Origin of the sequence: Rhodococcus sp. ABRD24, assembly GCF_004328705.1 — a bacterium.
GTDB lineage: Bacteria > Actinomycetota > Actinomycetes > Mycobacteriales > Mycobacteriaceae > Prescottella.
Window position 1 is genome coordinate 4,137,298 of the sequence record NZ_CP035319.1, and the last position, 25,182, is coordinate 4,162,479.

Consider the following 25,182-nt stretch of genomic DNA (forward strand, 5'->3'; position numbering starts at 1 on the left):
GGCGGCCTGTGCGTGGTTGGCGAGTGTCTATCCTCGCTAACCACGCACAGGCGCGAGGCGCCTTACAGGCCGGGGCGTTTGCCGATCGTCAGGGTCACCTCGCCGGTGTGGGCGAAGAAGTCGTTGCCCTTGTCGTCGACGACGATGAATGCCGGGAAGTCCTCGACATCGATCTTCCAGACCGCCTCCATGCCGAGCTCTTCGTACTCGACGATCTCGACGTTCTTGATGCAGTCCAGTGCCAAACGCGCGGCCGGGCCGCCGATGGAACCGAGGTAGAAGCCGCCGTGCGTGTTGCACGCTTCGGTGACCTGCTTGGACCGATTTCCCTTGGCCAGCATGATCATCGAGCCGCCTGCTGCCTGGAACTGTTCGACGTAGGAGTCCATGCGGCCGGCCGTGGTGGGGCCGAACGATCCCGACGCGAGGCCCTCGGGGGTCTTGGCCGGACCTGCGTAGTACACCGGATGGTCCTTGAGGTACTGCGGCATCTCCTCACCGGCGTCGAGGCGCTCCTTGATCTTTGCGTGCGCGATGTCACGCGCGACGACCAGTGGGCCGGTCAACGACAGGCGCGTCTTGACCGGGTGCTTGGACAGCTCGGCCAGGATCTCCGGCATCGGGCGGGTGAGGTCGATCTTGACTGCGGCACCGTTGCCGGTGCCCGAGACACCGTTGGTGTCAGCGTCGAGCTGGGCATCGGTGACCTCGGGCAGGAACTGGCCCGGGTTGAACTCGAGTTGCTCGAGGAAGACGCCCTCAGGGGTGATCTTCGCCTTCGCCTGACGGTCTGCCGAGCAGGAGACGGCGATCGCAACGGGCAGCGATGCGCCGTGGCGGGGGAGACGGACAACGCGTACATCGTGGCAGAAGTACTTGCCACCGAACTGGGCGCCGATGCCGATCTTCTGGGTGAGCTCGAACACCTTCTTCTCGAGCTCGTGGTCGCGGAATCCGCGGCCGGTGATCGCGCCCTCGGTGGGCAGCTCGTCCAGGTAGTGCGCCGACGCGTACTTGGCCGTTTTGAGCGCGAACTCGGCGGAGGTGCCGCCGACGACGATCGCGAGGTGGTACGGCGGGCAGGCCGCGGTGCCGAGCGAGCGGATCTTGGCCTCGAGGAACTGCATCATCGAGTCCGGGTTCAGGATGGCCTTGGTCTCCTGGTACAGGTACGACTTGTTGGCCGATCCGCCGCCCTTGGCCATGAAGAGGAACTTGTAGGAGTTCTCGTGGCCCTTCGCGGTGTCGGCGTACAGCTCGATCTGCGCGGGCAGGTTGTTGCCCGTGTTCTTCTCCTCCCACATGGTGATGGGAGCGTTCTGCGAGTAGCGAAGGTTCAGCTTGGTGTACGCGTCATATACGCCGCGCGCGATCGATTCCTCGTCCCCACCGGGGGTGAGGACCTGCTGGCCGCGCTTGCCCATAACGATCGCGGTGCCGGTGTCCTGGCACATCGGCAGAACGCCGGCCGCAGCGATGTCGGCGTTCTTGAGGAGATCGAGTGCGACGAACTTGTCGTTGTTCGACGCCTCCGGATCCTCGAGGATGCTCGCCAGCTGCTCGAGGTGATCGGTGCGCAGGTAATGAGAGATGTCGTGCAGGGCGGTCTCGGTGAGGAGCCGCATGGCCTCCGGTTCGACCTTCAGGAAGGTCCGTCCGTCCGGTCCCTCGACGGTGGACACCCCCTCGGTGGTGAGCAGCCGGTATTCGGTGGGGTCGTCACCGATCGGCAGCAGGTCCTCATAGAGGAAGTCGGCCATCATCTCTCCTGAACAGGGGGGTGCGAAGTTCGACGTTCAGGCTAACTGCGAGAGAATCCTCGCCCGAATCGGGGCGGGGAGATCGTCCGTAGTATCGGAGGCAGACCGATTCGGGTGTGCGAAAGCTCACCGCGCCCGCTCTTCCGGGCGGCGTACGCTCGAAGGAGATAACAGACAGGTAACAATCTGTGGCACCCGAGTGTCGGTCAGGCTGCAGAGACTGGGGCGGCGCAACGCATGAATCTCGCAAACACAGGTGTCGACTCCTCGACCGCCCTGCACCGCATTCGTGCCGCCCATGCCTGGCTGGACGTTGCTGTTGTCGTCGCCGTGCTGGTCGCGACCAACATGATCGCGCACTTCACTACCGTGTGGGCGAGCATCGCGACCGTGCCGATTGCCGCCGTCATCCTCGTCGGCCTCACTCGCCGCCGCGGACTGGGCTGGTCGGAACTCGGCCTTTCTCCCCGGCACTGGAAGAAGGGGACGCTGTACGCGCTGGCGTCAGTCGGGCTCGTGCTTGCGGTGGTCGCGATCGGGATCGCCCTGCCGATGACTCGGCAGTTCTTCATGGCGGACCGCTACGCCACCATCTCCGGTGCCCTCATTGCGTCGATGATCGTCATTCCCTTGCAGACCGTCATCCCCGAGGAACTCGCCTTCCGGGGCGTCCTGCAGGGCACGCTGTCCCGGGTATCGGGCGCCCGCGGCGTCTTCGCCGCTGGTTCTCTGCTGTTCGGGCTGTGGCACATCGCGTCGTCGCTGGGCCTGACCACGAGCAATCGGGGACTCACCGGAATTCTCGGAGGCGGCCTCGTCGGGCAGATGATCGGCATCGCCGGCGCAGTCGTGGCGACCGCGGCAGCCGGGTTCGTCTTCACGTGGCTGCGCCGCCGCAGCGGCAGCCTGCTCGCTCCGATAGCGCTGCACTGGTCACTCAACGGCATCGGTGCCCTTGCGGCGGCCCTCGTCTGGCAGGTGTCCTTGGGCTGATGGCCGAGTGTCACAGCCTCCCCCGTAGGACGTGCACGTAGTTGGCGACGGCGAGGCCGCCCATGTTGTGCACCGCCGCGACATCGGCGACCGGTAGCTGCATGTCGCCGGCCGTCCCGGTCAGCTGCATGGCGCTGAGCACGAGCTGGGACACCCCGGTCGCGCCGACCGGATGGCCCTTGGACTTCAAGCCGCCGGAGACGTTCACCGGAAGATCTCCCTCGCGGTCGAATTCGCCGGCGGCAAGGTGTTCTCCGCCCTTGCCCGGATCGGCCAGGCCCAGCGCCTCGTAGAGGACGAGTTCCGCGATGGTGAAGCAGTCGTGCAACTCGATGAACGACAGATCTGACACCGTCACGCCGGCCCGGTCGAGGGCGCTGCGCCAGGCGGCCTGCGACCCGCGCATGGCCAGGGGGTCACGGCGGCTCGCCGGATGGAAGTCATTGGCCTGTCCCATCCCCTCCAGCCGCACCCCTGCGGTGCGGGCGGACGCCGAGGCCCGGTCCGCGGTAGTGACGACCACTGCAGCGGCACCGTCGGACACCGGAGAGCAGTCCGTGCGGCGCAGCGGGTCGGCCACCATCGGGTTGTCGTCCCCGACGGTCCGGCAGAAGTCGTAGGAGAGGTCACGGCGCAGGTGTGCCCACGGGTTCGCCAGCCCGTTCGCGTGGTTCTTCGCCGCGATGCGGGCCATGGCGTCGCCGGGATCCCCGTACCGCTCGCCGTAGGCCCGCGCCACCTCGGCGAACAGACCCGCGAATCCGACTCGGGAGGGCCGCCCGGCGCTGTCGTAGTCGGCCCCCACGAGGGCCCGGCCGACCACCTCGGCGCCTGCGTCGGTCATCTTCTCCGCGCCGATGACGAGCACGGTGCGTGCCTGATCCGCGAGGACCGAGTGAACTCCGGTGCGGAAGGCCGCGGCGCCCGACGCGCACGCGTTCTCGACTCGGGTCGCCGGCTTCCCCCAGAGCCCGTCGTCGGCCTGCAACGCCAGCGACGATGGGAAGGCCAACGGCTGCATTCCCGCGTTGAAGGTCCCCAGCACGATCTCGTCGATGTCGGCGGCGGTGATCCCCGCACTCGCGATCGCTTCGTTCGCAGCAGTAGTCACCAGCTGTTCGAAGGTGTTGTCCTGCCGGCCGAACGGTGTGTGCGCCCATCCGGTCAGGACGATCTCCCGCTCCCGTGCCCCGGGCCGGCCGGCGGTCACGCCGTCACCTCCGAGGTCCGCTGCGGGTCGGCGGGCGCGGAACCGGCGGGTACTGAGGCGGCTGCCGCGCGACGGAAGTCGTTCGGGTGCAGCACCAGTAGTGCGGCGAGGGACACCAGACCGGTCCCGACGAAGAAGTACCACGGGGAGGTGATGTCGCCGGTGGACGTGATGAGCCATGCGGCGACGAATGGGGCGCAGCCGCCGAAGATCGCGACAGGAACGTTGTAGGCGATCGAGATCCCGGTGGAACGGATCCGGGTGGGGATCAGTTCGGTCATGAGTGCGTAGGTGGAGGACGCGTACAGACCGAACGCTACGGCCGTGGCGAGCAGGGGCGGCAGGAAGGACGCGGGCGTGGCACCGGGCGCGGCCTGGAAGAGCCAGAACATCGAACCGGTGGCCAGCAGCCCGGCCCCGAGCAGGAACGGCTTGCGTCCGTACCGGTCCGTGAACGCGCCACCGATCGGCATGACCGCAGCCGCCAGCGCGCAGGCCAGCAGGACGAACCAGAATCGTGTCGAGTTGTCGAAGCCGAGGGTATTGGTCATGAACGTCGAGGCGAACGTGAGCACCAGATAGAAGATCGACGAGTGCAGGACGATGATGCAGAAGACGAGGGTGAGTGCGCGCTTCCATCGCATCGACTCGCGCAGCGGGGCCTTCTCCTGTTCGCCCGCCGCGTGCAGGGCCATGAACTCGGGGCTGTCCTCGAGCTTGAGGCGGATGTAGGCGGCGATCAGACCCAACGGCCCCGCCAAGAGGAAGGGGACGCGCCACCCCCAGGCCGCCATGCCGTCCTGGCCGAGGAGAGCGGTCAGGCCGTTCGCGACGATGCTGCCCAGCATCAGGCCGAGCACGGCGGTGACCATGAGCCAGCTGGTGGAGAAGGCGCGACGGCGGGGGCCGGCGTACTCCGCGACGAAGCTGGTCACGGTGCCGATCTCACCTCCGGCCGAGAACCCCTGGACGCACCGCAGCAGGATCAGCAACACCGGTGCGGCGATGCCGATCGTGGCGTAGGTCGGTAGGAGCCCGATGAGGCAGGTGGATCCCGACATCAGCAGCATGACGATCAGAAGTGTCTGCTTGCGGCCGATCCGGTCGGCCATGGGCCCGAAGAAGATTCCCCCCAGCGGGCGGATGAAGAAGCTCAGCGCGAACACGGCGAAGCTGCTGAGCAGGCTGACCGCCGGGGACTGCGAGGCGAAGAACAGCTTTCCCAGGGTCACGGCCAGGAAGCCGTAGACGCCGTAGTCGAACCATTCGATCAGGTGACCGGAGATGGCGCCGATGAAGGCGCGTCGGCGGCGGATCGAGGAGACGGTGGTCGCAGTCGTCATCGGATGACAGCTCCTTCGGTGTCGGCCAGCTTGAAGCGGCGGATCTTGCCCACACTGGTACGTGGCAATTCGGCAATGACAGTCCACTCGTGAGGGCGAGCGGCTTTGGACAGGTTGCGGGTGGCCCAGTCTGCGAGATCGGCGGGGCGCGGGGGGTGCAACGGGTCGCGAGGCACCACGTACGCCACGGGAACGTGGTCGCGGATCTCGTCCGGGCGGGCCAGCACCGCGGCTTCGAGGACGCCCGGCGCCTGGGCGACGGTCGCCTCGACCTCGGTCAGGGAGACGTTCTCGCCGGCGACCTTGATGACGTCGTCGGCCCGGCCCACGAAACGCCAACCGCCGGATGTCTCGACGGCGAGGTCCCCGGTGAGCATCCACACCGTGCCGTTCTCGTCGGTGCGGAAGGTCCGCTCCGTGGTGGCCGGGTCGTCGAGATACTCCTGGAAGACCGTGTCGCCCCGGGTGCCGGCCACCGCGATCATTCCGGTCTCGCCGGGTGCCACAGGGTGGAGGGTTCCGGGCGAGACCAGTCGTGCGACACGGCCGTCGACCGGAGTACCGATCAGGTCGGACACCGGTGGTGTGCTGCGGTCGTAACTGACGACCGGCACGGTCTCGGTCATGCCGTAGAGCTGGCGCGGAAGGCACCCGGCCAGGCGGGCGAAGTCGGCGTGATGCTCGGCGCCGAGGCTCTGGGCAAACCACACGTGTCGGAGCCGCGCGGGCTGCTGGTCGGCCGGCGTGCGAGCCAGGATCATCCGCATGGGGGCCGCGAAGAGGCTTGCATGTGTGGCGCCCAGCGTGATGGCGTCGCCGACCCACCCGCTGGCGGAGAAGCTGGCGGTCAGGCCGACACCGGCGCCCACAGCAATGGCGGCCGCGAAGCAGTAGTACTGCGCGTTGCCGTGAAAGAGTGGCAGGGTCACCAGCCAGCGGTCGCCGGCCCGTAGATCGGCCGCGGCCGCCATCGTTGTGGCCACTCTGAAGTAGTTGGCCTGGGTCAGCACCACGCCTTTGGGTTGGGATGTGGTGCCGGAGGTGAACATGACTGCGAGCCGATCGCCCGGGCCGGGTGTGGGCAGCGCGGTGGTCAGTGTCTCGTCTGCGACCAGACCGATGGCGGGGTCGACGACGTCGCGGGCGGTCTCGGTCAGCTCCACCACGGTCAGTCCGTGGCCGGCGGCGCCCTCCAGGTAGGCCGTGCGGCGGGCCGACGAGTGGAAGCCGAGCCGCGGGGACGTCCGGCCGATCTGCTGGTCCAGGTCACGGCCGGACGCGCTCGGATCCGCCGGGACGATCCAGGCGCCGATTCGCGCGGCGGCGAGCCAGAGTGCGACGAATGCGGGACTGTTGCGCAGGCACAGGTGGATTCCGTCGCCTGACACGACGCCGCGGCGGCGCAACGCGGTCACGGTGCGTGAGACGACGGTGTCGAACTCCGCGTACGTCCAGCGGGTGATGGTGCCGTCCTCGTCCTTGAAGACGAGGAACGTCCCGGTTGCGTGATCACGTGCGGCCGCAGCCCACAGCGCACCGAAGGTGCCGGGCGGCCCTTCCAGAGGATGCCCCGTCGCGTTGGTCTGGCCTACTACGTGATGCTGCGAACTGGAGTCTGTGATGCACGTCATGTTTCCAATATCGGGCTTGTAACGGGTGTTTCGCTAGGGTCGGCCGACCGATGTCACGATAGTGTCGTTGTACAAAACTCCAACGGCGGGAATCGGGCGCGGTGATCGTCCGGAGAGGGGATGCCGATGGTCGCGACACTCGCATCCGTCGCCGCGCTGCTCCGCGCGGAGGCGGAGCGGATCGCACGGAAGGCTGCCGACGACATCCACCGGGAACTGCCCGGCTATGCGAGCATCGGCCGGGACGATCTCGCCGGGTCGGCCTGGTTGAACGTGGCGCGTGGCATGTCGAGCCTGGAGGAGGGGGAGGCGCCGCGAGACGTCCCCGACGGTGAGGCGCGCCGGACCACCCGGCGGCGAATCCGCCAGGGCATGGCCATCGAGGACATCATCCGGGCATATCGGATCAGCCTCAACGCCATTCACGACCGATTCATCGAGGTTGCCCGGGAACGATCACTGCCGGCGGAGTCGACTCTGCGTGGCTCGACGCTGCTTTGGGAGGTCGGTGACTGGTTCGTCGCCGACGCGGTCAAGGAGTACCGTACGCACGCAGTCTCGGAGGTGGTCCGGCGCTCGGTGGAGGAGGTCGACGTACTGCGGACCCTCCTCTCCGGATCGTCTGTCGACCCGACCTTGCGGCCGCGGGTGCGTGCCCTGGGCATGGACCCGGATAGAGACCATCACGTCGTGCTGGGCCATCCGACGTCGGGTAGTCGCGAGCAGTGGGCAGCCGACCTCGCCAGATACGGGTCGACTCCCGGAGCCGCCGCCTTGGTTGCCGAGATCTCCGGCCGCACCGCTGCCCTGGTGACCCGGATACCGCGCGAGATCGCGGGCCGGGGCGTACTCGCCGTCGGGCCAGCCGCCCCGCTGCGCGACCTCGGTACGTCCGCTGTCGCCGCCGAGCACATCCTGGCGCTCGTGCCCGGTGAGATCCCCGGCCTGCACGACCCGAGCACGGTGTCGTGGCGCCTGGCGATTCCAGTCACACCGCTGGCCACTCGACTGCTCCGGCGGCGCTACGTCGAGCCGCTCATGGACGAGGGCGACTTCGGCGTGATCCTGCTCGACACCGTGCAGGCACATCTCGAGCACGACCGGGTCGTCCGTGCGACTGCGCGGGCCCTCGTCATTCACCAGAACACCCTGCGTCATCGGCTCGCGCGATTCGAGGAGCTGACCGGGTGCTCCCTCGAGTCGACCAACACGATCGTCGAGCTCAGTTGGGTCTTGGCCACCCGTCGGGACACGGGCACCCTCGACGTGCGGCCGGGTATCACGGGCGAGGAGCGCCCGCTTCCGTAGCCCGCGGCAAGATCGACCCCCCGCTCACCGGGTGGCGCGCGCATCGACAAAATTGGTCATATGACCTATTTTGGTATTCATGAACGACAAAATCGAGTACGACCCAGCCGGACCGGTCCTGATCGTCGGCGGGTACGGCACCGTGGGTGCCGCACTGGCAGACCTGGCCGGCCCCGAATGGCCGCTGTTGCTGACCGGGCGCAACCCGGACAAAGGTGCAGCGTTGGCGCAGCGCCACGGAGCATCGGTGCGGCGCTGGGATCTGTCCGACCCGGAACCGTTCGCGGCGAGCGTCCGGGCTGTGGTCGGCGCAGTCAACGACCCCGACGATCGGGTGCTCCGCGCGGCGGTGAGCGGTGGGGTGCCCTACGTCGACATCACACGGTGGACCAGTCGGCTCACGCGGGCAGTTACGGTCGCGACGCTTGCCGAACCGACTGCGCCGGTGCTTCTTTCGTCATCCTGGATGGGAGGCGTCACGAGCATCGTGACGGCTGCCCTCGTCGCCGAGCGAGGTGGTGACGCGAGGTCGGTCGACATCGCGATCCGATATGACATGAAGGACTCGGCCGGCGTCGACTCCGTCGATTTCATCGACCGGCTCGGATACGACTACGAGGTGCGGCGCTCCGGCGCTCCGGAGATGGTTGCGCCGCTCTCCGACGCCCGATGGGTCGACATCGCCGGCTCCCGGACCAAGGTCGCAAGGCTCGACACCCCCGAGCAGTTCACGCTGCCGCTGACGCTGGGGGTGGGCACCGCGACAACGCGGATCGGGTTCAGCTCCAACGCGGCCACGGCCACGCTCCTCGCGGCGAAGAAGCTGGGCCTGTTCCGGTGGGGTCGTGGCGAACGGTGGACGTCCGTGCGTCGATCCCTGCTCTATTCACCCGGTGACGGGGGCAGCGCGCAGGTCCGCATCGACATCGCCGGTGACGCACGCGCGATGTCCGCGACGATCATCGATCCCCGCGGGCAGGCGCATCTCACCGCGCTCGGCGGATTCCTGGGGCTCCGACGGGTGCTCGCGTCCGACGCGGTCGCGGGCGTCACATTTCCCGAACTGCATCCTCGCCCCGACTCCGCGCTGCGCGAACTCGAGGAACACGGGGTGGAAGTATTGCGGTCATGACTTCGTCCAAGGGCGCGCAACGACAGGCCGAATTGCTCGACGCCGCCGAACGCGTGCTCACTACGCGGGGCAATGCGAACTCTGCGCTCCGGGACTTCGCGGCGGAAGCGGGGGTGCGAATCGGCCACCTGCAGCACTACTTTCCCACTCGCGCCGACTTGATCCGGGCGGTGCTCGACCGCGCGTTGGCGCGTTCGCTGGCCCGCGTGTCGGAGGCGACGGGACTGGAAGCCGACGACACGTCGGAACGGAACGTGACCCGCGAGGACACCGAGCAGATGCTCGCGGTCCTCCTGTCCGAGCAGGACGACCCGGCCTGCCTTCGGCTGTTCCGGGAGATCTGGTCGATAGCCGGCGGTGACGATGAGACCGCGGCGGTAGTGCGCGTCTTCTACCGCACCTACGTCGGCCATGTCGCGGACCTGATCGCGTGTGCCCGTCCGGACGTGCCCGAGGATCGGCGAACTGCCTTGGCGGAGACAGTCGTCAGTCTTCTCGAAGGTTCCTCCGTCGTCCGATCGGATATCGGGGTGCGCCGGACGGCAGCGGGCGATCTGGAGATTGTTCGAGCCGCAGTGGCGTTGATCCACGGCGACGGAGGTCGCCCGGCCTGACCGCCGGGCGCCCTCCAGCGCTGGTGTCAGCCCTTCGCGGCGCTGATTCCCGCTCGACGGCCGAAGAAGCTGCCGTCACCGAGCGAGGTTCCGCTCGCGTAGCCCCACGCGCACACGCCCGCCGTGCAGCGGCCGGCCGCGAACAGGCCGGGGATGGGATCGCCCGATACGTGTAGCACCTCCGACGCGGTATTGGTGCGAAGTCCGCCGAGCGTGAAACCCGCAGTGAAGTTGCGCAGATCGAGGGCGGCGACAGGCGAACCGATCGGCTTGACCCACTCGGACTTCTTGCCCAGGACCGGATCCTGACCGTTCGCGGCGTGCTTGTTGTAGACCTCGACGGTGGACTGCAGTGTGCCCTCCGGCAGGCCCATCTCGGACTCGAGCTCCTCGACGGTCTCGGCCACCCACTTGGGCTGGAACCGGAAGAAGGGCGTCGACGACGGGGTCGTGTTGGCCTCCTCGTAGGCCTCCTCGTCGATGATCAGGTAGGCCTGATTGTCGTTCTGCAGCAACGTGAGCTGGCCGATGCGGCCGGGGTAGGTATCCTCGTTGACGTAGCGCTGACCGCGGCCGTTGACGAGGATGCCGCGCACCATCATCTGCGGGTCGCCGAAGAATGCGACCTCGGTGGCGTCCATGTGCGCGAGGTCGGCGCCGAGGGCCTGCGCCATTCGGATCGACCGGCCGTCGTGCTCCTCGATCGCGGCACCGGGACGCCCGATCAGGCGCGGCGCGAATGCCTCGACCATGTCTTTGTTGTACGCGAAACTGCCGGTTGCCAGGACTACGCCCTTACGTGCCCGCACAGTGACGTCCTTGCCGTACTGCTTGGCCTGGACGCCGACGACCCGTCCGGTCGCGTCGGTGATCAGCGTCTGGACGCGCATGTCGTACTGGGCCTGGACGCCGAGCTTCTCCGCGGTCTCGACCAAGGGCTTCATCAGCATGTAGCCGCCGCCCTTCTCGCCCACCTTCTTGTCTGCCATCTGCGGAATGTGCCCGCGCGGGGCCGGAGTGGCGATCGCATTGAACGGCGCCGAATTCTCGCCGCCGGAGTACATGAGGCCGTCGTCGAACGGCGTCTCCCAGCCGGGTTGGCCGTAGAAACTCTCCTTGAACGGGACCCCGCAGTCGACCAGCCAGTTGTAGTGGTCGACGCTGCCCTCGCAGTAGTCGGTGATCTTGGCTTCGTCGGCGCCGGGACCGAGAGCCGCCATCATGAATGTCTTCATGTTCGCGGGGGTGTCCTCGAACCCGAGGGCCTTCTGGAGAGGGGTTCCGCCACCCAGGTAGATGAATCCGCCCGCGAGGGACGCCGCACCGCCCCAGCCGCCGGCCCGTTCGAGTACCAGGACCTCGGCCCCGGCACGGGCAGCCTCGACCGCGGCGCTGACGCCGGCGATTCCGTAGCCGGCGATGACGACGTCGGCCTCGTAGTGCCAGGTGTCGATGCTCTCTGCGGACAGGGGACGAACAGTGGCGGCCTCGGCCATGGAGGTGGGTCCTTTCGACAGTCGAGCGGGTAGAACGTGTTCCAATTACAGAGTATCGACGTTAGGTGATGCGGGTGTGCCCGAATCACAGGACTGGCTGTCCGGTTGCTTCTTCGCGGCCCGCGCCGCACGGCCACGGTCGGCCTTGACCGAGATCAACGCGTTGTTGAGCCCGGTGCCGAGGGGCCAGCCCACGTAGTGGCACAGGAAAATCGCGGCTTCCTCCAGCTGCTCCTCGGTGAGTTCCTCGTTACTCAGCGCGGCGTTGATCTGGATCTTCGCGACCTCGGTCTGCCCCTGTGCCGCGATCACGCCCAACAGCAGCAGGCGGCGATCACGCACGCTCAGTCCGGGACGGGTCCAGATATCGGCGAACAGATGGTCCGCGGTGACGGCGAAGAAGTCGCCGGGCACGTCCGCGGGCATCTCCCAGCCGTACACCTGGTTCATCATCTGCACGCCGCGCGCGCGTCGCTCCGACGCAGCGCTGTCATTGTTCTTGCGGGTCATGTGTCTCCTTCTGGTCGAGGTGGAACTGATCTGCGACGGTTCCGGTGCCGACGCCGAGTTCCGGGCCGAGTCCGGTCAGAGCGATATGGGTAAGCGGTAAGTCGACGTCGATTCGGGCGCCCAAGTCGAGTGCCAGCGCGAGGTCCTTCTCGCCGAGATCGCGAACGCGGGACAGGATCGAGTGCCACGGATCGCCGTCTTCGAGGGGGGCGATCTTCTCGCGCAACATGATTGCTCCCGGACCGCCGGTGATCGCGTCGGTATGCCGGACGATCTTGCCGAGCTTACGGATGTCGATGCCGGCGGCCTCGGCGAGCCGCTGGGCTTCGCACGCCGCGGTGAAGGACACGAAGTGAAGTAGGTTGCGTGCCAGCTTCATCCGTGTTCCGGCGCCGACGGGCCCGGCGTGAATCACCAGTTCGGCGAAGTGCCCGAACGGTTCCCGCACCGCCTCGAACGCCTCGTCGCTGCCGCCGACCATCACGGCGAGTCGGCCCTGCCGCGCGCCGACCGCACCGCCGCTGACAGGTGCGTCGACCAGGTCGACGCCACGGGCGCTGCATTGTCCGGCCAGTTCGGTGGCGGTGACGTCGCTGATAGTGGAGTGCACCGCGATCACCGTTCCCGGTCGAGCCGCGGCCAGGATTCCGTGTGGCCCGGAGACGACGTCTCGGACCTGGGCGTCGTCGAGCACGGTCACCGAGATGACTGTCGCCGACGCTGCCACCTCGGCCGGTGTCGGAACCGCCACTGCGCCCGCCGATGTGAACGGATCGAGTGCTTCGAGCCGGGCATCGCACACCACCAGCGTGCCCGGTCTTTCGAGCAGGCGGGTGGCCATCGGCGCACCCATGTTGCCCAGGCCGATGCAGCCGACGGTAGCGCCCTCGCTATTCACGATCGGATCACCTGCCTGCCTTTGGCATTGACGATCTGGCGTGCAGGAACCTGCGTATTCGGACCACGTGCGTTCTCCTCGGGTGAGTGCGGTTTACGACTGTGCGGATTCCGCGACGAGCTTGATCTCCAGATACTCCTCGAAACCGGCGATGCCCATTTCCCGGCCGGTACCGGACTGTTTGTACCCGCCGAACGGGGCGTCGGCGGCGTACCAGACGCCGCCGTTGACGCTGAGCGTGCCGGTCCGGATCTCCGAGGCCGCTCGCTGCACCCGCTCGGGGTCGGTGCCCCACACGGACCCGGACAGCCCGTACGGTGAGTCGTTCGCGATCCGGATTGCGTCCTCGTCGCCGTCGTGGGGGAGGATCACCAGAACAGGGCCGAAGATCTCTTCCCGTGCGACGCGAGAATTGTTGTCCAGGCCAGAGATCAACGTGGGCTCGACGAAGAATCCGCACTCGTGCTCGGCCGGCCGTTCGCCACCGACGACGATAGTGCCGCCCTCCTCGACCGCGAGTTTCAGGTAGTCCTCGATCCGCGCCCGCTGGCGTGCCGAAATGACTGGGCCGCAGATGGTTCCGGGGTCAGCAGGGTGGCCTGGGCGGATCTGTGACAGCGTCCTCGCCGTGACCTGTACCGCCTCGTCGTACCTTTCACGCGGTACCAGCAGCCGGGTCGTGATCGCGCAGCCCTGGCCGGCGTGGGTGCATACGGTGAACGCCGCGACCGCGCAGGCCCCGGCGAGGTCGGCGTCATCGAGGACGATGAACGCCGACTTGCCGCCGAGTTCGAGGAGCACCTTCTTCAACGTCTCGGAGGCCGCGGCCATCACCGCCTTGCCGGTCTCGGTGGACCCGGTGAACGAGATGAGGTCCACCCGCGGGTCCCGGGAGAGTTGGGTGCCGAGCCCATGATCGGTGGATGTGACGATATTGACCACCCCGGCGGGGATGTCGGTCTCCTCGGCGATGACCTTGCCGATCAGTGCCGCACACCACGGCGTGTCCGGGGCAGGTTTGAGTACGACGGTGTTCCCTGCTGCCAGCGCCGGCCCGATCTTGGCGAAATTGATCTGGTGCGGGAAGTTCCACGGCGTGATCGCGCCGACGACGCCGACTGCCTCCTTGAGGATGCGCCGGTGGGTTCGGATGCCCATCGGTGATGCGACGCCCAGATCGGTTTCCCAGGAATATGATTCGGCCAGGTTCGCGAAGTAGCCCAGATCCGCGACAGGGCCTTCGAGTTGCGGGCCTGCGGTCAGCATCCTCGGTGATCCGACCTCCGCCATCGTGATCTCGCGCAGCTCCTCGATGTGCGCCTGCAGGGCGTCCCGGAGTTGCCGCAGGCAGCGGGATCGGAAGCTGTGATCGCGTGACCAGGTGGTCTCGTCGAACGCGCGCCGGGCGGCGGCGATCGCTGAATCCATGTCGGCAGCGGTGCCCTCGGCGGCGTGCCCCAGCACGCCTTCGGTGGCGGGGTCGACGGTCGCGAACACGCCTCCGCGGCCGGGGACCAGTTTGCCGTCGATCAGGAGAGCGGAGCTGTCGGTGGGGCGAAGCGTCATGACCCGTTCACAACCTTTCTGGACAGGTGTCGGGACATTAGTCCGACGTGGTAGTAATGTCCAGACATGTGTCCAGTGAAGTGTGCTTCGTCAAGATGATGCTGGAGTGAATGAAAATGGGCGAAGTTCCTATTTCGCAACGTGACTCGTCAGCGGAGATGTCTGCCGATGCGCTTGTGTTCAATCCATACGATTACGACCTCCAGGACGATCCCTACCCCACTTATGCGCGACTGCGTGAGGAGGCGCCGCTCTATCACAACGCGGACATCGGCTTCTGGGCGTTATCGCGTCACGCCGATGTGCTCGGCGGATTCCGGGATGCCCGGCGCCTCTCGAGCGCCAACGGGGTGTCACTCGACCCGGCGGCGTACGGCCCGCATGCACACCGGACGATGTCCTTCCTCGCGATGGACGACCCCCGGCACATGCGGATGCGTCAGCTCGTCTCGCGCGGATTCACGCCGCGCCGGGTGGCCGAACTCGGGGAGCGAATCCACGAACTGACGGTGCAGTACCTGGAACCCGCGCTCGACGCGGGCGAATTCGACTGGATCGGCGAGGTCGCGGGAAAGCTGCCGATGGACGTGATCTCCGAGCTGATGGGTGTCCCGGAGGCAGACCGGTCGGAGTTGCGTCGGCTCGCGGACCTGGTGGTGCACAGGGAGGACGGTGTCCAGGACATTCCGCCCGCGGCGATCGATGCGTCGATGAAGCTCCTCGACTACTACGTCGACATGCTCGCCGAGCGCCGCCGTTCGCGCACCACGGATCTCACGTCGGCTCTGGTGGACGCGGAGATGGACGGGGACAAGCTCACCGATGGGGAGATCATCGCGTTCCTGTTCCTGATGGTGGTCGCAGGCAACGAGACCACGACGAAGCTTCTCGGTAACGCCGCATTCTGGGGTTCGCGCAACCCTGACGAGGTCGCGCTGGTGCTGCGCGATCCCGGGCTCGCACCGCAGTGGGTGGAGGAGACGCTGCGCTACGACACCTCCAGTCAGATCCTCGTCCGCACTGCGGCAGTCGATCTCGACTATCACGGACGCACCGTGCCGGCGGGGGAGCGGGTGCTGCTGCTCGTCGGCTCTGCGAACCGCGATCCGCGGGTGTTCGACGAGGCCGACGAGTTCCGAATCGGCCGGGACAGCACCAGCAAGCTCGCCAGCTTCGGCAGCGGCACCCATTTCTGCCTCGGCGCTCATTTGGCAAGGCTCGAAGCGAACATCGCGCTGGCCGAACTTGCCAGGCGGGTGAAGCAGTTCGAGGTCGACGAGGCCGCATCTGTCCGTGTGCATTCCAGCAACGTTCGAGGCTTTGCCTCCCTTCCGATGAAAGTGAAGCTGCGCAGTGCCTAGATTCGAACCGAATCCACAACGCCGGCCGGCCCTGATCGCCGGCGCATCGTCCGGCATCGGCACCGCGACTGCGTTCGCGCTCGCTGACCTCGGTCACCCGGTTGCTCTCGGCGCCCGACGCGTCGACCAGTGTGAGGCCCTCGCGGAGAAGATCCGCAACACCGGCGGCGAAGCCGTCTCGCTGCACCTCGACGTCACCGACAACGGTTCCGTCGATGCATTCGTCGGAGCGGCCGAGGACGCGCTCGGTCCCACGGAGATCGTCCTGTCAGGGGCCGGTGATCTCGAGTTCTCACAGGCCCACGAGATGGATCCGGACCTTTTCCTCGCTCAGGTGAACGTGCACCTGGTGGGCGCACAACGGCTCGTGCACCGGGTGTTACCGGGCATGATCGAGCGCCGACGCGGCGACTTCGTCCTCATCGGATCCGACTGCGCGGACTCGCCCCGCCCTCGGGTCGGCGCCTACAACGCAGCCAAGACCGGGCTCGAGGCGATGGGCCGACAGATGCGGATGGAGTTGGAAGGCACGGGAGTTCGCGCATCCATCGTTCGACCCGGGCCGACGCTGACCGGGATGGGGATGGCCTCTACCCCCGAGGTCATCGGTCCGGTGCTCGAGAGCTGGGCAGACTGGGGCCTCGCCCGTCACCCGTACTTTCTGCGGTCCTCGGACATTGCGGCCGCTGTCGTCGCCGTCGTGTCCGCGCCCCGCGGCGCGCACCTCGTTCTCGTCGAGGTGCAGCCTGAGGCACCCCTGCGGAGGGAGGGTGGATGACCTGCGGCGCGAATACGGCAGGCGGTGGGCGTCGTCGGCCTTCTATAGTCCCTGTCGTGCATCAGACACCCGACCTGGACCGCTTCGACCCAGTCCGAGATCCGCGCCCTGTCGACGAGCCCTGGCCTCGTCTGACCTGGCCGGTCCCCGCTGAGACGGAGCTGACAGGCGAGGTAGTGCGGTTGAATCCGGTCGATCCGGCTGCTGACGCAGCGGACTTGTTCCGGGCGCTCGACGACGACGCCGTCTGGGCATATGTTCCTGGGCGTCCCTGCGATCCGCGGGGTTTCGAGGAGATCCTGCGCTCCCGTCACGTCCAGCCTGAGTGGAATACCTGGATCGTTCGCACCCGATGCGCGATCGCGGGTCTGCCGGCAGGTGCGGTGGTCGGCACGACCTCGTTTCTCGACGCGAGCGCGCACGATGCGCGTCTCGAGATCGGCTACACGCTGTACACACCCGCGGTGTGGTCCAGTGCGGTGAACCCGGAGACCAAGCTGCTGCTACTGGGCTATGCCTTCGACACCCTTCGCGCAGGCCGCGTCCAACTCAAGACTGACGCCAGAAATCACCGCTCCCAACAGGCCATTGCCCGGCTCGGTGCCCAGTACGAGGGAACTCTGCGGCGCCATTTTCGGCGACCCGACGGGACCGTCCGTGACACTGTCATGTTTTCCGTGATCGCGGAGGACTGGCCGGATGTGCGTCAGCGCCTCACCTCGCGGCTGCAAAACTGACTCCCGGTATGCTCGCTTCGCTGACCTCGAGGGCGTTGACCTCGGTGACGGACTTTCCGTGCAGAGGTGCCTTGTCCGGCTCCCGAAACTCGGTGAACAACGAGTCCACGGCGGTCGCGGGCACCCACCGGCCGCCGAGCTGCGCGGCGGGATCGGCCGGCGCGTTGAGCGCCTGGAGGAAGCCCTGACGCCACCTGGCGACGATTCGCTCGGCGGCTACGCCCTTCGGAGCCTCGACGTCGATGACCTGGATGGTGTAGCCGGCCCGGCTCAGGTCGGAGACCAGCCGCTCGGCGTGACTCTTCCAGGCGAGGGTTCCGTCGATGATCAGGTTCTCGCCGCGGGCCACGGCGTCGCGCTCTGCGGCCGCGAACAGGAAGTCGGTCGACTCGCGGTGGACGAGCGCGGACAGCTCGAAGGGATAGAACAGGCTCGCCTCGCCCGGCTGTGACCGCAGCTCCGGTGGCAACAGTTCCTGTAGGGAACCGTCCGCGACTGCCGCTTCGAGGAGGTACCGCTTGAACACATCGGCATCGAGTTCGCGCCATTGCCGCTGGTCCCGGCCGTGGTTTTCGTGTTCGGCGCTGGGCGACTGCCCGACGCGGTCGGGTGGCGTCGGGGTCCAGGGCCCCGAGGGTGGGTTGTCCTCTTGTCTCGGCTGGTCGGATTCGTACTGGTCAGGTGGGTGCCGGCAGCCTCGTCAGGCGGGTGAGCGCGGTGGTGAGCAGGTCGCCGTGGCGTGCGTTCGCGGACAACCTCAGGTGGGTGCGGCGGGCGTGGCGGGCGATGCGGCCGGCGACCTGGAACAGCCGCAGGCGCAGCCGTTTGGGTTCCCACCGCCGTGCGTGTTCGGTGTCGAAGGCGAGCATCTGGGCCCACGCGATCAGCTCGCACGCGAGTTGCACGACCGCCAACCAGATCCGGTTCTGATCGAACTGGTGGAGTGGAAGGTTCTGCAGTCCGGTGTCTTTCGCGCCACGGATGCGGTCCTCGCAGCGGGCCCGGCGCCGATGGCGTAGCTCTAGGTCGGGTAGTTGGCCGCGGCGGGTGTTCGTGGCGAACGCGGTCAACCGCAGTCCGTCGACGTCGGTGAACCGCAACTGCGCCCCCGGATGGGGGCGTTCCTTCCGGACGATCACCCGCATGCCCTCCGGCCAACCGGACAGGTCGAGCAGTCCGGTCAGCTCCGCTACCCAGGCGCCTTCTCTGACCTGTCCGTCGGCGTCGTATGCCGGTGTCTACACGTCCTTCGGGATCAGGCCGATCCTGTCCATCATCGCCGCGGTGAGCCCGAATCCGACCGAATACGCCAGCTGTCGTTTGGTCAGGTACTTGAGGAACTCGTGGGTGCCGCCGGCGGCATCGGTGCGGATCAGCACCTTCCGCCCGACCCGGTAGCCCGGATCGCACGGCAACTGTGCGAGCGCCGTCTTGACCACGGTGCCGTGGTCGGCGGCGGTGTTCGCGCCGGCGTTGCCGGGGCGCAGCAGCATCGCCACCGGTTCCCCGGTCCCACTCTCGCCGTGATCAGCGAACGCGCACAGCGGGTGAAACCCGTAGCCCTGCTTGTATGTTGGTGCCGCAGACTCCTTGTCGGAATGCGCGGTCACCAGGGTCGCGTCGAGGTCGATGATCAGCGGCGTCGCCTCGCCGCTGCCGTGATCGGGGGCGCGGTCTCCGGCCGCGGACCACGCCCAGGCACGGGCTTGCGCACGGGCGGTGTCGATCGCCGCCAACACCGCCGTCGTGTCGCCGGCCAGCGCGCCGATCGCCCGCGAGACAGTCGGATCCGAGGCCACGACCCCGAACACCTCCGGATGCGCCCGCAACTGGGCCACATCGGCCAAACAGTCCCCGCCGATCGCTAATCCGACAGCGAGGTCGAGCACGATCTTGCCCGGATCGTGCGTGGCCAGGGGCTTGCGCCACGGCGACAGCGCGGCCGACAACGCCGTCGTCAGACCCGTCTTCTCGCGGTGCGCAGCAGCAGCACCGCACCGGCGTGCGACACAACACCCGATCCGGTGGCGCTTGCGGACAACGACGGACAGCAGGACGTAAACTTCCTCACCTGAAAGGTGCTCCTCGATCACGCGAATGTTCAACCTTAGACAAGTCGAATTTTCGCAGGTCGGAGCACCTTTCTTCATAAGCGACACGATGCCGTCGGCGAATCACCGTGAAAGCGCGAGGCTGGCCCTCGCCTACTTCGACGTCAGGGTCTCGAACGGCCCGGTCGAGGCGATCAACGGCCGACTCGAACACCTACGCGGCATCGCGCTCGGGTCCCGCAACATCAACCACTACATCCTGTTGTCGTTGATCCACTCCGGTCAGCTTCAGGATCGGATCAACGCACTCTGAATCAGGAAAGAGTCATTCAAGGCCGCCCTCGAGAGTCTGGACTCCGATCCATGTCAGGCGCCTGAATCAGAGCCAATGTCACCACTGTCATGGCCGGGTGCGTCCAGGAGCCGAGATCGCCACTTCGGCGGCCACGGTGCGGCTCTGAAAGATGTGGGCTCGTCGATACTTCGAACATCGCCAGCTTGGTTGATGAATGATGTGCGCACTGAGTAGTCATGCTCTGTGAGATGGACTTCGAGGGATCCATCGACGACAGATAGCACCCACTGGTCCATGTCTTTAATCAGTTCTGTGGACCCGCGATCGCACGCATCGCACCCACAGTCGGGGATCGATGCCAAACTCACCGCCGGGTCGCCGGCCGCGACCGTCACGGTGAATATGTGTTCGCTGTCCACTGGCGTGTGTGTTGTCAACACCAATGGGACCGCACCGGCAGCTGTCGGTGCGAGAATTGTTCCGGCCCCGCCGGCGTCGAGTGGGCGGAACGCCCACCTTGTTTCAGATGCTTCGCGTGCCCAGCCGCGATCGAGGAGAACTTTCGTCCAGGCTTGCGCTCGGGCGACCACGATCAGGAACTTCTCTGGGTCTGTGACCCGCTCGTAGGCTTCCTCGTTCGGTACCTGGCCATCCTTGTACGGGTTTGGCCACCCAGGAGTGTCGGCGCCAGTGACCGCGAAAACGTTGTCGACGTCGGCGAGTAAGTCGCACATGTCACCGGACAGCAGCGGTACGTATCCGCGCCAGCCATTTTCGACTGCGCTGAAAAGGTTGCCGTTGTACTCGTCCCACCAAGACCGCGCTTGACTAGAAGTCACCACATGAACGTACCCGCGCGTAGGGATATGCCGCAATCGCCTCTGCGTAGTGTTTTATGCGGCTGGTCTTTGGAAAATATCCGCAGGATGGAGATTCTTTGAATGAAACCACGAAACCACGAAACCCCGAACATTTTGCAGGATACGCTTATGGGTGCGTCGTTGCATCAACGGGGTTTCGTGGTTTCGGCCATACTCATTGAGTGCGAGTTGGTTGTTCAACGAGGGGTGGGTGCAGACCTATCGGTTCCGCGAATCTTGAGGGATCCGACCTCAGACCTCGCAGTCAAGCTCCTTTGTGGGCGGATAGACCGCAGCGTAGTATGTCTTCCCGCCGTAAATGATCGTGCCCATGGTCCGGCCACCGAATCGGGTCATCACCTTCCCGGTGCAGTGGAAGGACAGGTTCTTCTGCTCGAAAGAAATCACAGGTCCCATCGTCGTCTGTTCAGTCGCCGAAATAGCCCTGGGCCACGTCGTCCAGTACTTATACCTCAGGTCGGACTCGTGCTTGATGCTCTCCACGGCCACGTCGCACCATGTATACGGCTTGAAGCCGGCAACTCCGTATCCCATCCCGGTCCCACTTCTTGTACGCCAGTGAATGTACCGCGGCTCAATTTTGCAGGGGCCGTAGCTTACTGTTCCCCGCGCCGCGGGCGCGGGCTGACCATTTTCGATTGCGTCAAAGTAGGCTATGGCGATGTTATCCCCATTGGGGATCTCGTCGGTGGCTGGGTAGCCCAGCGAGCCGGCCTCCCAGCCGTGTTGTTGCCACTTGGTCATGAACAGGAGGGTGACGGGATGCGCGCCAGTGGCTGCAGACCAGTAGATGGAGCCATTCAAGAACTCGCTGCGTGCGCCAGTGTTTCCTGGGTTCTGGTACTCGGGCGAGTTCGGGAAACTCAACCAACTGCCGGGGCCGCCCATGGCGTTGTACTTGTCACGGATAGCCCCGCACACTGCGTGCGGCGACGGCCAGTACGTTTGGCAATTCGAGGTGAGAGCCAGCGCCATTCGTTCAGACAGATCGGCGTCAAGGATGCGCTGCGGGAGATCGCGAAGGGAAAATTTTAGGCCCGGCGGCCAAGCGGCGGGCGGTGGACATGCTTGTGCAGGTCAAGGGCATGTCCGAGCGGTTCGCCTGTAAGGTCGTCGGGCTGCATCGATCCACGTTCCGGCGGTTGCCGGCCGATCAGACCCCGGACGATCCCGATGCCGGTGTCAGGGCCTGGCTGCGCGAGTACGCGCGCAAGAACCCCTGTCACGGGTTCCGCCGGGCGTGGGCGGCGTTGAGGTTCGACGAAGGCCACCGGGTCAACCGTAAGCGGGTGCACCGGTTGTGGAAACAGGAGGGCCTGCAGGTGCGGGTGCATCAGCGGCGTAAACGCGCCGGATCCTCGTCGGTGCCGGCGATCACTGCGGATGCACCGAGGACGGTGTGGGCGTTGGATTTCCAGTTCGACTCCACCGTCGACGGACGGGCGGGGAAGATCGCGTCGATGGTCGATGAACCTCCCCCAAGCACTTCGTGCAGGGCGGTACCCCCACCCGGGAGTCGCTGCTGCATCTGGTGGAACGCTCGATCACCGGTGAGAAGCTCGTCGCCGAACTCGAGCGGGTGTTCGGTGTCCGTGGTGTCCCGAGGGTGCTGCGGTGCGACAACGGTCCGGAGATGATTTCCGAAGCGCTGCAACGGTTTTGCGGCGACCGGGTCGGGATCACCTATATCCCGCCCGGTACGCCCTGGAACAACGGCTACATCGAATCGTTCAACCGCCGGCTTCGTGCCGAGTGCCTCAACCGCAACCACTGGACCTCCCTGCTCGAGGCCCGCGTGGTCATCGGTGACTTCAAAACCGACCACAACCTGCGACACTGGCATTCAGCGCTGGGCTACCGGACACCGGCCGAGTACGCTGCGGCCTGCACCCACACCCGCCACCCGGTGGACTGTGGGATCAACTGACAACGGACGAAACAAACCGGGCTCTACTCCCGGGTGGTCGCGCTATCGGGGACCGGCCAGTCAGTTGTCGACCAGCTTCCGCCCTTTGGGCCAGACACTGAACAGACTCACGACGGCAAGGATGATGAGTATCCAGAGATTAACTGACGACTGACCCATGCTCTCCAATAACGATCTGAGAGTTTAGAGAGCGGCACCGACGTACAGAAACCGCTACTCGCCAAGCAGTGCGGTGAGGATGGCGTCGGGGACGGCGGCGCTGCCCATCGACGGGTGCATGGTCGGTGCGTGGGACATCGGTCCGGTGTCGCCGTCGAGGATGACGCGTAGGTGGGCGTCGAGGTGGTGGATCCACCAGTTCGACATAGCAGCAGGGTCTTTGTCGGCGCGGGCTTTTTCCCATGCTTGGTGGAGGGCCTTGAGTCGGCCGACAACCTCGGGGTACATCCACCAGCGCTGGTCCCAGGACAGACCTTTGCCGGCGTCTGGGTTGATCCGGCGGCGGATCACCTTGATGAAGAAGCAGTCGACCCATTCGAAGACGTTCGCGTACCGCGGTTCGATCGTCTCTTCCTCGTCGTCCTCGCTGTCGGGCTCGTGCTCGTCGTATTGCGTGAAGTCCGGCTCGGCGTCGGCGTCCTCGACGAGGTCGTTGGTGACGTCCTGCTCATCCTCGGGCTCACCCTCGGACTCGGGATCGGCGTCCTCGACTGTGTCGGCGTCGCTATCGGATTCGGCCTCGGCCTCGACCGCTTCGCTGGCCCACATCTCGTCGAGCGCGGCGTCTGCGTCGAAGTCTTCCTCGCCGCCGTTCTCGGGCTTGCCTTCGTCCCACGCGAGCTGGTTCGGGTTCGTGGCGATCATCGTCGGGTCTCCTCGCGTGTGGGGGACCAGCGACAGCGTTCCCGATCCGGCCGGGTCGCTTCACCGGACGGTTGACGAGGCTGAACGGGTAGCAACGACGCTGTTGGACGTTCGACCTGATTCGGGCGAATTCCACAATCGAGATTGGTTCGAGATGCTACGTTCACCTCGCCGATAAGCATGTAGCTGGGGAACCCTTGATCCGTCAGTCGGGGCGGGCGAATTCGTGAGAGTAATGCGGACATTCGGAGATTCTTTCTGCGTCCATGTGGTATCGGCTGGCTTTTCGTATTGCTGATGGAGGAGGTCGTACCACCATGTCTGCCCACCGAGCCAGGAACACTCGCACGCTGACGATGAAGAGCCGGGTAATGGTAGCCGCGACGGCGGTCGGAGCATTGACGATTGCAGTGCCCGCGGTCGGGCACTCCGCCCCGCTCGCTTCCTCGGGCTCGTCGAAGATTCCCAATGGCGGTGCCGGCGGTAGTACGGGCGGCGGCAGCGTGGGTTTGGGCAGCGCAATTCTCGCAGCTCCGGCGGTTGGAAGCACTGTCGTGGGCGCCCCTGCCCTGGGCATCCTGGCTTCGCTCGCACTGGGCAGCGCCGATATGAGCGACCTCGGCCTGGGTAGCACCGGCAGCACCGGCAGCGGTGAATTCGGCTCCGGTGGCAGCTCTGGCACTTCCGCTGGCAGCGCCGCTGGTGGAGCGCTCGGCAGTGCCGGGATGGGCAGCGCCGTCTTGGGCGCACCGGGGCTGGGCAGCCTCGCGGGACTCGCCCTCGGCAGCCTCGCGCTCGGGAGCGGCGGTGGTTCCGGCAGCGGCAGTGCTGGTAGTGAATCCGGCAGTGGCGGGGCCGGGAGTGGCGGGGTCGGGAGTGCGGAGCTGGGCAGCGCGGCGCTCGGCAGTGCTGTGCTTGCTCCGCCCGCACTCGGCAGCGCGGTAGTCGGCACTCCTACACTCGGCAGCCTGGCCGGGCTCGCGTTGGGTAGCGCGATCGTGGACGGTCTCGGCGTGGGCAGCAGCGTCGCAAACGGCAGTGGCGAGATCGGAACCGGTGGTAGCGCGAGTACCACCACCGGGAGCGCTGGCAGTGCGAGACTCGGTAGCGCAGTGCTGGGTGCCCCGGGACTCGGCAGCCTGGCCGGGCTCGCTCTCGGCAGCCTGGGTGCGGGTAGCGTCGACAGTGCTAGCGCTGGTAGCGCGGGCGGATCCGGAAGCGACAGTGGTAGTGCGGCACTCGGGAGCTCAGCACTCGGCAGCGCAGTGCTCGGTGTCCCGGCGCTGGGCAGTGCGGTGCTCGGCGGCGCGGCGCTCGGCAGCACCGTCGTCGGAAGCTCCGCACTCGGCAGTGCGGCCTTCGGCGGCGTGACGCTTGGCAGCGCAGCTCTCGGAAGTGCTGCCGCCGGCAGGCCTGTGCCGGGCAGCAGCGGGGGATTCGTCGGCGAGGAGAATCGCGGTGAGGCCGGTGACGGGAGTGGTCCTGGAGAAATCGGAACCAGGAGCGTTGTCGCCGGGCACGACGACACCGTCGAGCGGCAGGACGCGACTGCTATCGACGCCACCCTCGGGGCTTCGCTGACCGATGCGAATGGATTTGCACAACACCGCGACAATGAATCCAACGCGTGGGAACCGGCCCGCACCGGCGGTCAGATCACTGCCGTTCCCGTCGGCGGCGTCGATGCCGGAGGGCGCGGCGAGTCGGCTGGTGAGCCCGGCCGCGGCATCCTGCTCGGTACGGCGCTGCTGCTCGCTGCCGCGGCGGCGGGCTCTTCGACTGTCGCGGGACGCCACCGTCGGGAGCCGTAGGAACAGCAGGGTCGGA

Annotated in this window: 22 protein-coding genes and 3 pseudogenes; 10 read left to right on the plus strand and 15 right to left on the minus strand. The window is 66.6% G+C overall.

Annotated elements, in window-relative coordinates:
- Positions 1-62: 62 nt before the first annotated feature.
- Entirely contained in the window at positions 63-1,760 is a 1,698-nt protein-coding gene (locus ERC79_RS18505; RefSeq protein WP_131579866.1) for a fumarate hydratase, read from the minus strand.
- A gap of 237 nt (positions 1,761-1,997) precedes the next feature.
- Here ERC79_RS18505 and ERC79_RS18510 point away from each other — a divergent pair, with 237 nt between their 5' ends.
- A complete protein-coding gene (locus ERC79_RS18510; RefSeq protein WP_131579867.1) occupies positions 1,998-2,753 on the plus strand; it encodes a CPBP family intramembrane glutamic endopeptidase in 756 nt (251 codons plus the stop codon).
- A gap of 10 nt (positions 2,754-2,763) precedes the next feature.
- On the opposite strand, the gene ERC79_RS18515 is transcribed toward ERC79_RS18510, so the two are convergent.
- Genes ERC79_RS18515 through ERC79_RS18525 form a run of 3 tightly spaced genes read right to left on the minus strand, consistent with a single transcriptional unit; the run spans position 2,764 to position 6,937 of the window.
- Positions 2,764-3,963 carry a thiolase domain-containing protein gene (locus tag ERC79_RS18515; RefSeq protein WP_131579868.1) on the minus strand — a complete coding sequence of 400 codons (1,200 nt, stop codon included), beginning with the start codon at positions 3,961-3,963 and terminating at the stop codon, positions 2,764-2,766.
- Positions 3,960-5,306, minus strand: a complete 1,347-nt coding sequence (locus tag ERC79_RS18520) for an MFS transporter (RefSeq protein ID WP_131579869.1) — start codon at positions 5,304-5,306, stop codon at positions 3,960-3,962. The genes ERC79_RS18515 and ERC79_RS18520 overlap by 4 nt, the downstream gene beginning before the upstream one ends.
- Positions 5,303-6,937, minus strand: a complete 1,635-nt coding sequence (locus ERC79_RS18525; RefSeq protein ID WP_131579870.1) for a class I adenylate-forming enzyme family protein — start codon at positions 6,935-6,937, stop codon at positions 5,303-5,305. The genes ERC79_RS18520 and ERC79_RS18525 overlap by 4 nt, the downstream gene beginning before the upstream one ends.
- A 126-nt stretch (positions 6,938-7,063) precedes the next feature.
- Here ERC79_RS18525 and ERC79_RS18530 point away from each other — a divergent pair, with 126 nt between their 5' ends.
- From ERC79_RS18530 to ERC79_RS18540, 3 genes are all read left to right on the plus strand, one after another.
- Positions 7,064-8,245, plus strand: coding sequence for a PucR family transcriptional regulator (locus ERC79_RS18530; RefSeq protein ID WP_165497169.1), 1,182 nt, complete (start codon positions 7,064-7,066; stop codon positions 8,243-8,245).
- 79 nt (positions 8,246-8,324) lie between these two features.
- Complete coding sequence (locus tag ERC79_RS18535; protein WP_131579872.1) at positions 8,325-9,377, plus strand: saccharopine dehydrogenase; 1,053 nt, start codon at positions 8,325-8,327, stop codon at positions 9,375-9,377.
- Positions 9,374-9,991 carry a TetR/AcrR family transcriptional regulator gene (locus ERC79_RS18540; protein WP_131579873.1) on the plus strand — a complete coding sequence of 206 codons (618 nt, stop codon included), beginning with the start codon at positions 9,374-9,376 and terminating at the stop codon, positions 9,989-9,991. Before ERC79_RS18535 ends, ERC79_RS18540 begins: the two co-directional genes overlap by 4 nt.
- Positions 9,992-10,017: 26 nt before the next feature.
- Here the strand turns inward: ERC79_RS18540 and ERC79_RS18545 are convergent, their stop codons facing one another.
- From ERC79_RS18545 to ERC79_RS18560, 4 genes are all read right to left on the minus strand, one after another.
- Positions 10,018-11,487, minus strand: coding sequence for an FAD-dependent oxidoreductase (locus ERC79_RS18545; RefSeq protein WP_131579874.1), 1,470 nt, complete (start codon positions 11,485-11,487; stop codon positions 10,018-10,020).
- A gap of 45 nt (positions 11,488-11,532) precedes the next feature.
- Positions 11,533-11,997 (minus strand): carboxymuconolactone decarboxylase family protein, encoded by a 465-nt coding sequence (locus tag ERC79_RS18550; protein WP_131579875.1) that lies wholly within the window; start codon positions 11,995-11,997, stop codon positions 11,533-11,535.
- Positions 11,978-12,898, minus strand: coding sequence for an NAD(P)-dependent oxidoreductase (locus ERC79_RS18555; RefSeq protein ID WP_131579876.1), 921 nt, complete (start codon positions 12,896-12,898; stop codon positions 11,978-11,980). Before ERC79_RS18555 ends, ERC79_RS18550 begins: the two co-directional genes overlap by 20 nt.
- Positions 12,899-12,988: 90 nt before the next feature.
- The gene (locus ERC79_RS18560) at positions 12,989-14,461 is read right to left on the minus strand and encodes an aldehyde dehydrogenase (protein ID WP_131579877.1); all 1,473 of its coding nucleotides are present in this window, start codon (positions 14,459-14,461) and stop codon (positions 12,989-12,991) included.
- Positions 14,462-14,619: 158 nt separating this feature from the next.
- Between ERC79_RS18560 and ERC79_RS18565 the strand changes: the two genes are divergently transcribed.
- The 3 genes from ERC79_RS18565 to ERC79_RS18575 are packed head-to-tail and all read left to right on the plus strand — an operon-like array spanning position 14,620 to position 17,337.
- Positions 14,620-15,822, plus strand: a complete 1,203-nt coding sequence (locus ERC79_RS18565) for a cytochrome P450 (RefSeq protein ID WP_131579878.1) — start codon at positions 14,620-14,622, stop codon at positions 15,820-15,822.
- The gene (locus tag ERC79_RS18570; protein WP_131579879.1) at positions 15,815-16,600 is read left to right on the plus strand and encodes an SDR family oxidoreductase; all 786 of its coding nucleotides are present in this window, start codon (positions 15,815-15,817) and stop codon (positions 16,598-16,600) included. The genes ERC79_RS18565 and ERC79_RS18570 overlap by 8 nt, the downstream gene beginning before the upstream one ends.
- 56 nt (positions 16,601-16,656) lie before the next feature.
- The gene (locus ERC79_RS18575; protein ID WP_242676632.1) at positions 16,657-17,337 is read left to right on the plus strand and encodes a GNAT family protein; all 681 of its coding nucleotides are present in this window, start codon (positions 16,657-16,659) and stop codon (positions 17,335-17,337) included.
- On the opposite strand, the gene ERC79_RS18580 is transcribed toward ERC79_RS18575, so the two are convergent.
- Together ERC79_RS18580 and ERC79_RS18585 are read right to left on the minus strand one after the other, a co-directional pair.
- A complete protein-coding gene (locus ERC79_RS18580; RefSeq protein WP_131579881.1) occupies positions 17,315-17,863 on the minus strand; it encodes a zeta toxin family protein in 549 nt (182 codons plus the stop codon). The genes ERC79_RS18575 and ERC79_RS18580 overlap by 23 nt on opposite strands.
- A 151-nt stretch (positions 17,864-18,014) precedes the next feature.
- A pseudogene (locus tag ERC79_RS18585) lies at positions 18,015-19,408 on the minus strand (IS1380 family transposase).
- A 128-nt stretch (positions 19,409-19,536) separates the two neighbouring features.
- Between ERC79_RS18585 and ERC79_RS18590 the strand changes: the two are divergent.
- Positions 19,537-19,701 (plus strand): annotated as a pseudogene (locus tag ERC79_RS18590) (transposase); the annotation flags it as partial.
- A 53-nt stretch (positions 19,702-19,754) separates the two neighbouring features.
- Here the strand turns inward: ERC79_RS18590 and ERC79_RS18595 are convergent.
- The 4 genes and pseudogenes from ERC79_RS18595 to ERC79_RS23630 form a co-directional block, all read right to left on the minus strand.
- The gene (locus ERC79_RS18595) at positions 19,755-20,522 is read right to left on the minus strand and encodes a DUF6226 family protein (RefSeq protein WP_207390364.1); all 768 of its coding nucleotides are present in this window, start codon (positions 20,520-20,522) and stop codon (positions 19,755-19,757) included.
- A gap of 273 nt (positions 20,523-20,795) precedes the next feature.
- Positions 20,796-21,308 (minus strand): hypothetical protein, encoded by a 513-nt coding sequence (locus ERC79_RS18600; RefSeq protein WP_242676932.1) that lies wholly within the window; start codon positions 21,306-21,308, stop codon positions 20,796-20,798.
- 24 nt (positions 21,309-21,332) lie between these two features.
- A pseudogene (locus tag ERC79_RS23855) lies at positions 21,333-21,539 on the minus strand (hypothetical protein); the annotation flags it as partial.
- Positions 21,540-21,897: 358 nt separating this feature from the next.
- Positions 21,898-22,092, minus strand: a complete 195-nt coding sequence (locus ERC79_RS23630; protein ID WP_242676633.1) for a hypothetical protein — start codon at positions 22,090-22,092, stop codon at positions 21,898-21,900.
- 3 nt (positions 22,093-22,095) lie between these two features.
- On the opposite strand from ERC79_RS23630, the gene ERC79_RS18610 reads away from it, so the two are divergent.
- Entirely contained in the window at positions 22,096-22,491 is a 396-nt protein-coding gene (locus ERC79_RS18610; RefSeq protein ID WP_165497170.1) for an integrase core domain-containing protein, read from the plus strand.
- Positions 22,492-22,704: 213 nt separating this feature from the next.
- On the opposite strand, the gene ERC79_RS18615 is transcribed toward ERC79_RS18610, so the two are convergent.
- Positions 22,705-23,355, minus strand: a complete 651-nt coding sequence (locus tag ERC79_RS18615) for a DUF4913 domain-containing protein (protein ID WP_242676634.1) — start codon at positions 23,353-23,355, stop codon at positions 22,705-22,707.
- Positions 23,356-23,672: 317 nt separating this feature from the next.
- Here ERC79_RS18615 and ERC79_RS18620 point away from each other — a divergent pair, with 317 nt between their 5' ends.
- Positions 23,673-25,166: a hypothetical protein gene (locus tag ERC79_RS18620; protein ID WP_131579885.1), complete on the plus strand. Its 1,494-nt coding sequence runs from the start codon at positions 23,673-23,675 to the stop codon at positions 25,164-25,166.
- The last annotated feature ends 16 nt before the right edge of the window (positions 25,167-25,182 follow it).

Bases quoted from the DNA above. Each gene is read 5' to 3' on its own strand.
- ERC79_RS18505 (WP_131579866.1), bottom strand. From the start codon at position 1,760: ATGGCCGACTTCCTCTATGAGGACCTGCTGCCGATCGGTGACGACCCC.
- ERC79_RS18510 (WP_131579867.1), top strand. From the start codon at position 1,998: ATGAATCTCGCAAACACAGGTGTCGACTCCTCGACCGCCCTGCACCGC.
- ERC79_RS18520 (WP_131579869.1), bottom strand. From the start codon at position 5,306: ATGACGACTGCGACCACCGTCTCCTCGATCCGCCGCCGACGCGCCTTC.
- ERC79_RS18525 (WP_131579870.1), bottom strand. From the start codon at position 6,937: ATGACGTGCATCACAGACTCCAGTTCGCAGCATCACGTAGTAGGCCAG.
- ERC79_RS18530 (WP_165497169.1), top strand. From the start codon at position 7,064: ATGGTCGCGACACTCGCATCCGTCGCCGCGCTGCTCCGCGCGGAGGCG.
- ERC79_RS18535 (WP_131579872.1), top strand. From the start codon at position 8,325: ATGAACGACAAAATCGAGTACGACCCAGCCGGACCGGTCCTGATCGTC.
- ERC79_RS18540 (WP_131579873.1), top strand. From the start codon at position 9,374: ATGACTTCGTCCAAGGGCGCGCAACGACAGGCCGAATTGCTCGACGCC.
- ERC79_RS18545 (WP_131579874.1), bottom strand. From the start codon at position 11,487: ATGGCCGAGGCCGCCACTGTTCGTCCCCTGTCCGCAGAGAGCATCGAC.
- ERC79_RS18550 (WP_131579875.1), bottom strand. From the start codon at position 11,997: ATGACCCGCAAGAACAATGACAGCGCTGCGTCGGAGCGACGCGCGCGC.
- ERC79_RS18560 (WP_131579877.1), bottom strand. From the start codon at position 14,461: ATGACGCTTCGCCCCACCGACAGCTCCGCTCTCCTGATCGACGGCAAA.
- ERC79_RS18565 (WP_131579878.1), top strand. From the start codon at position 14,620: ATGTCTGCCGATGCGCTTGTGTTCAATCCATACGATTACGACCTCCAG.
- ERC79_RS18600 (WP_242676932.1), bottom strand. From the start codon at position 21,308: ATGACCAAGTGGCAACAACACGGCTGGGAGGCCGGCTCGCTGGGCTAC.
- ERC79_RS23630 (WP_242676633.1), bottom strand. From the start codon at position 22,092: ATGCAGCAGCGACTCCCGGGTGGGGGTACCGCCCTGCACGAAGTGCTT.
- ERC79_RS18615 (WP_242676634.1), bottom strand. From the start codon at position 23,355: ATGATCGCCACGAACCCGAACCAGCTCGCGTGGGACGAAGGCAAGCCC.
- ERC79_RS18620 (WP_131579885.1), top strand. From the start codon at position 23,673: ATGTCTGCCCACCGAGCCAGGAACACTCGCACGCTGACGATGAAGAGC.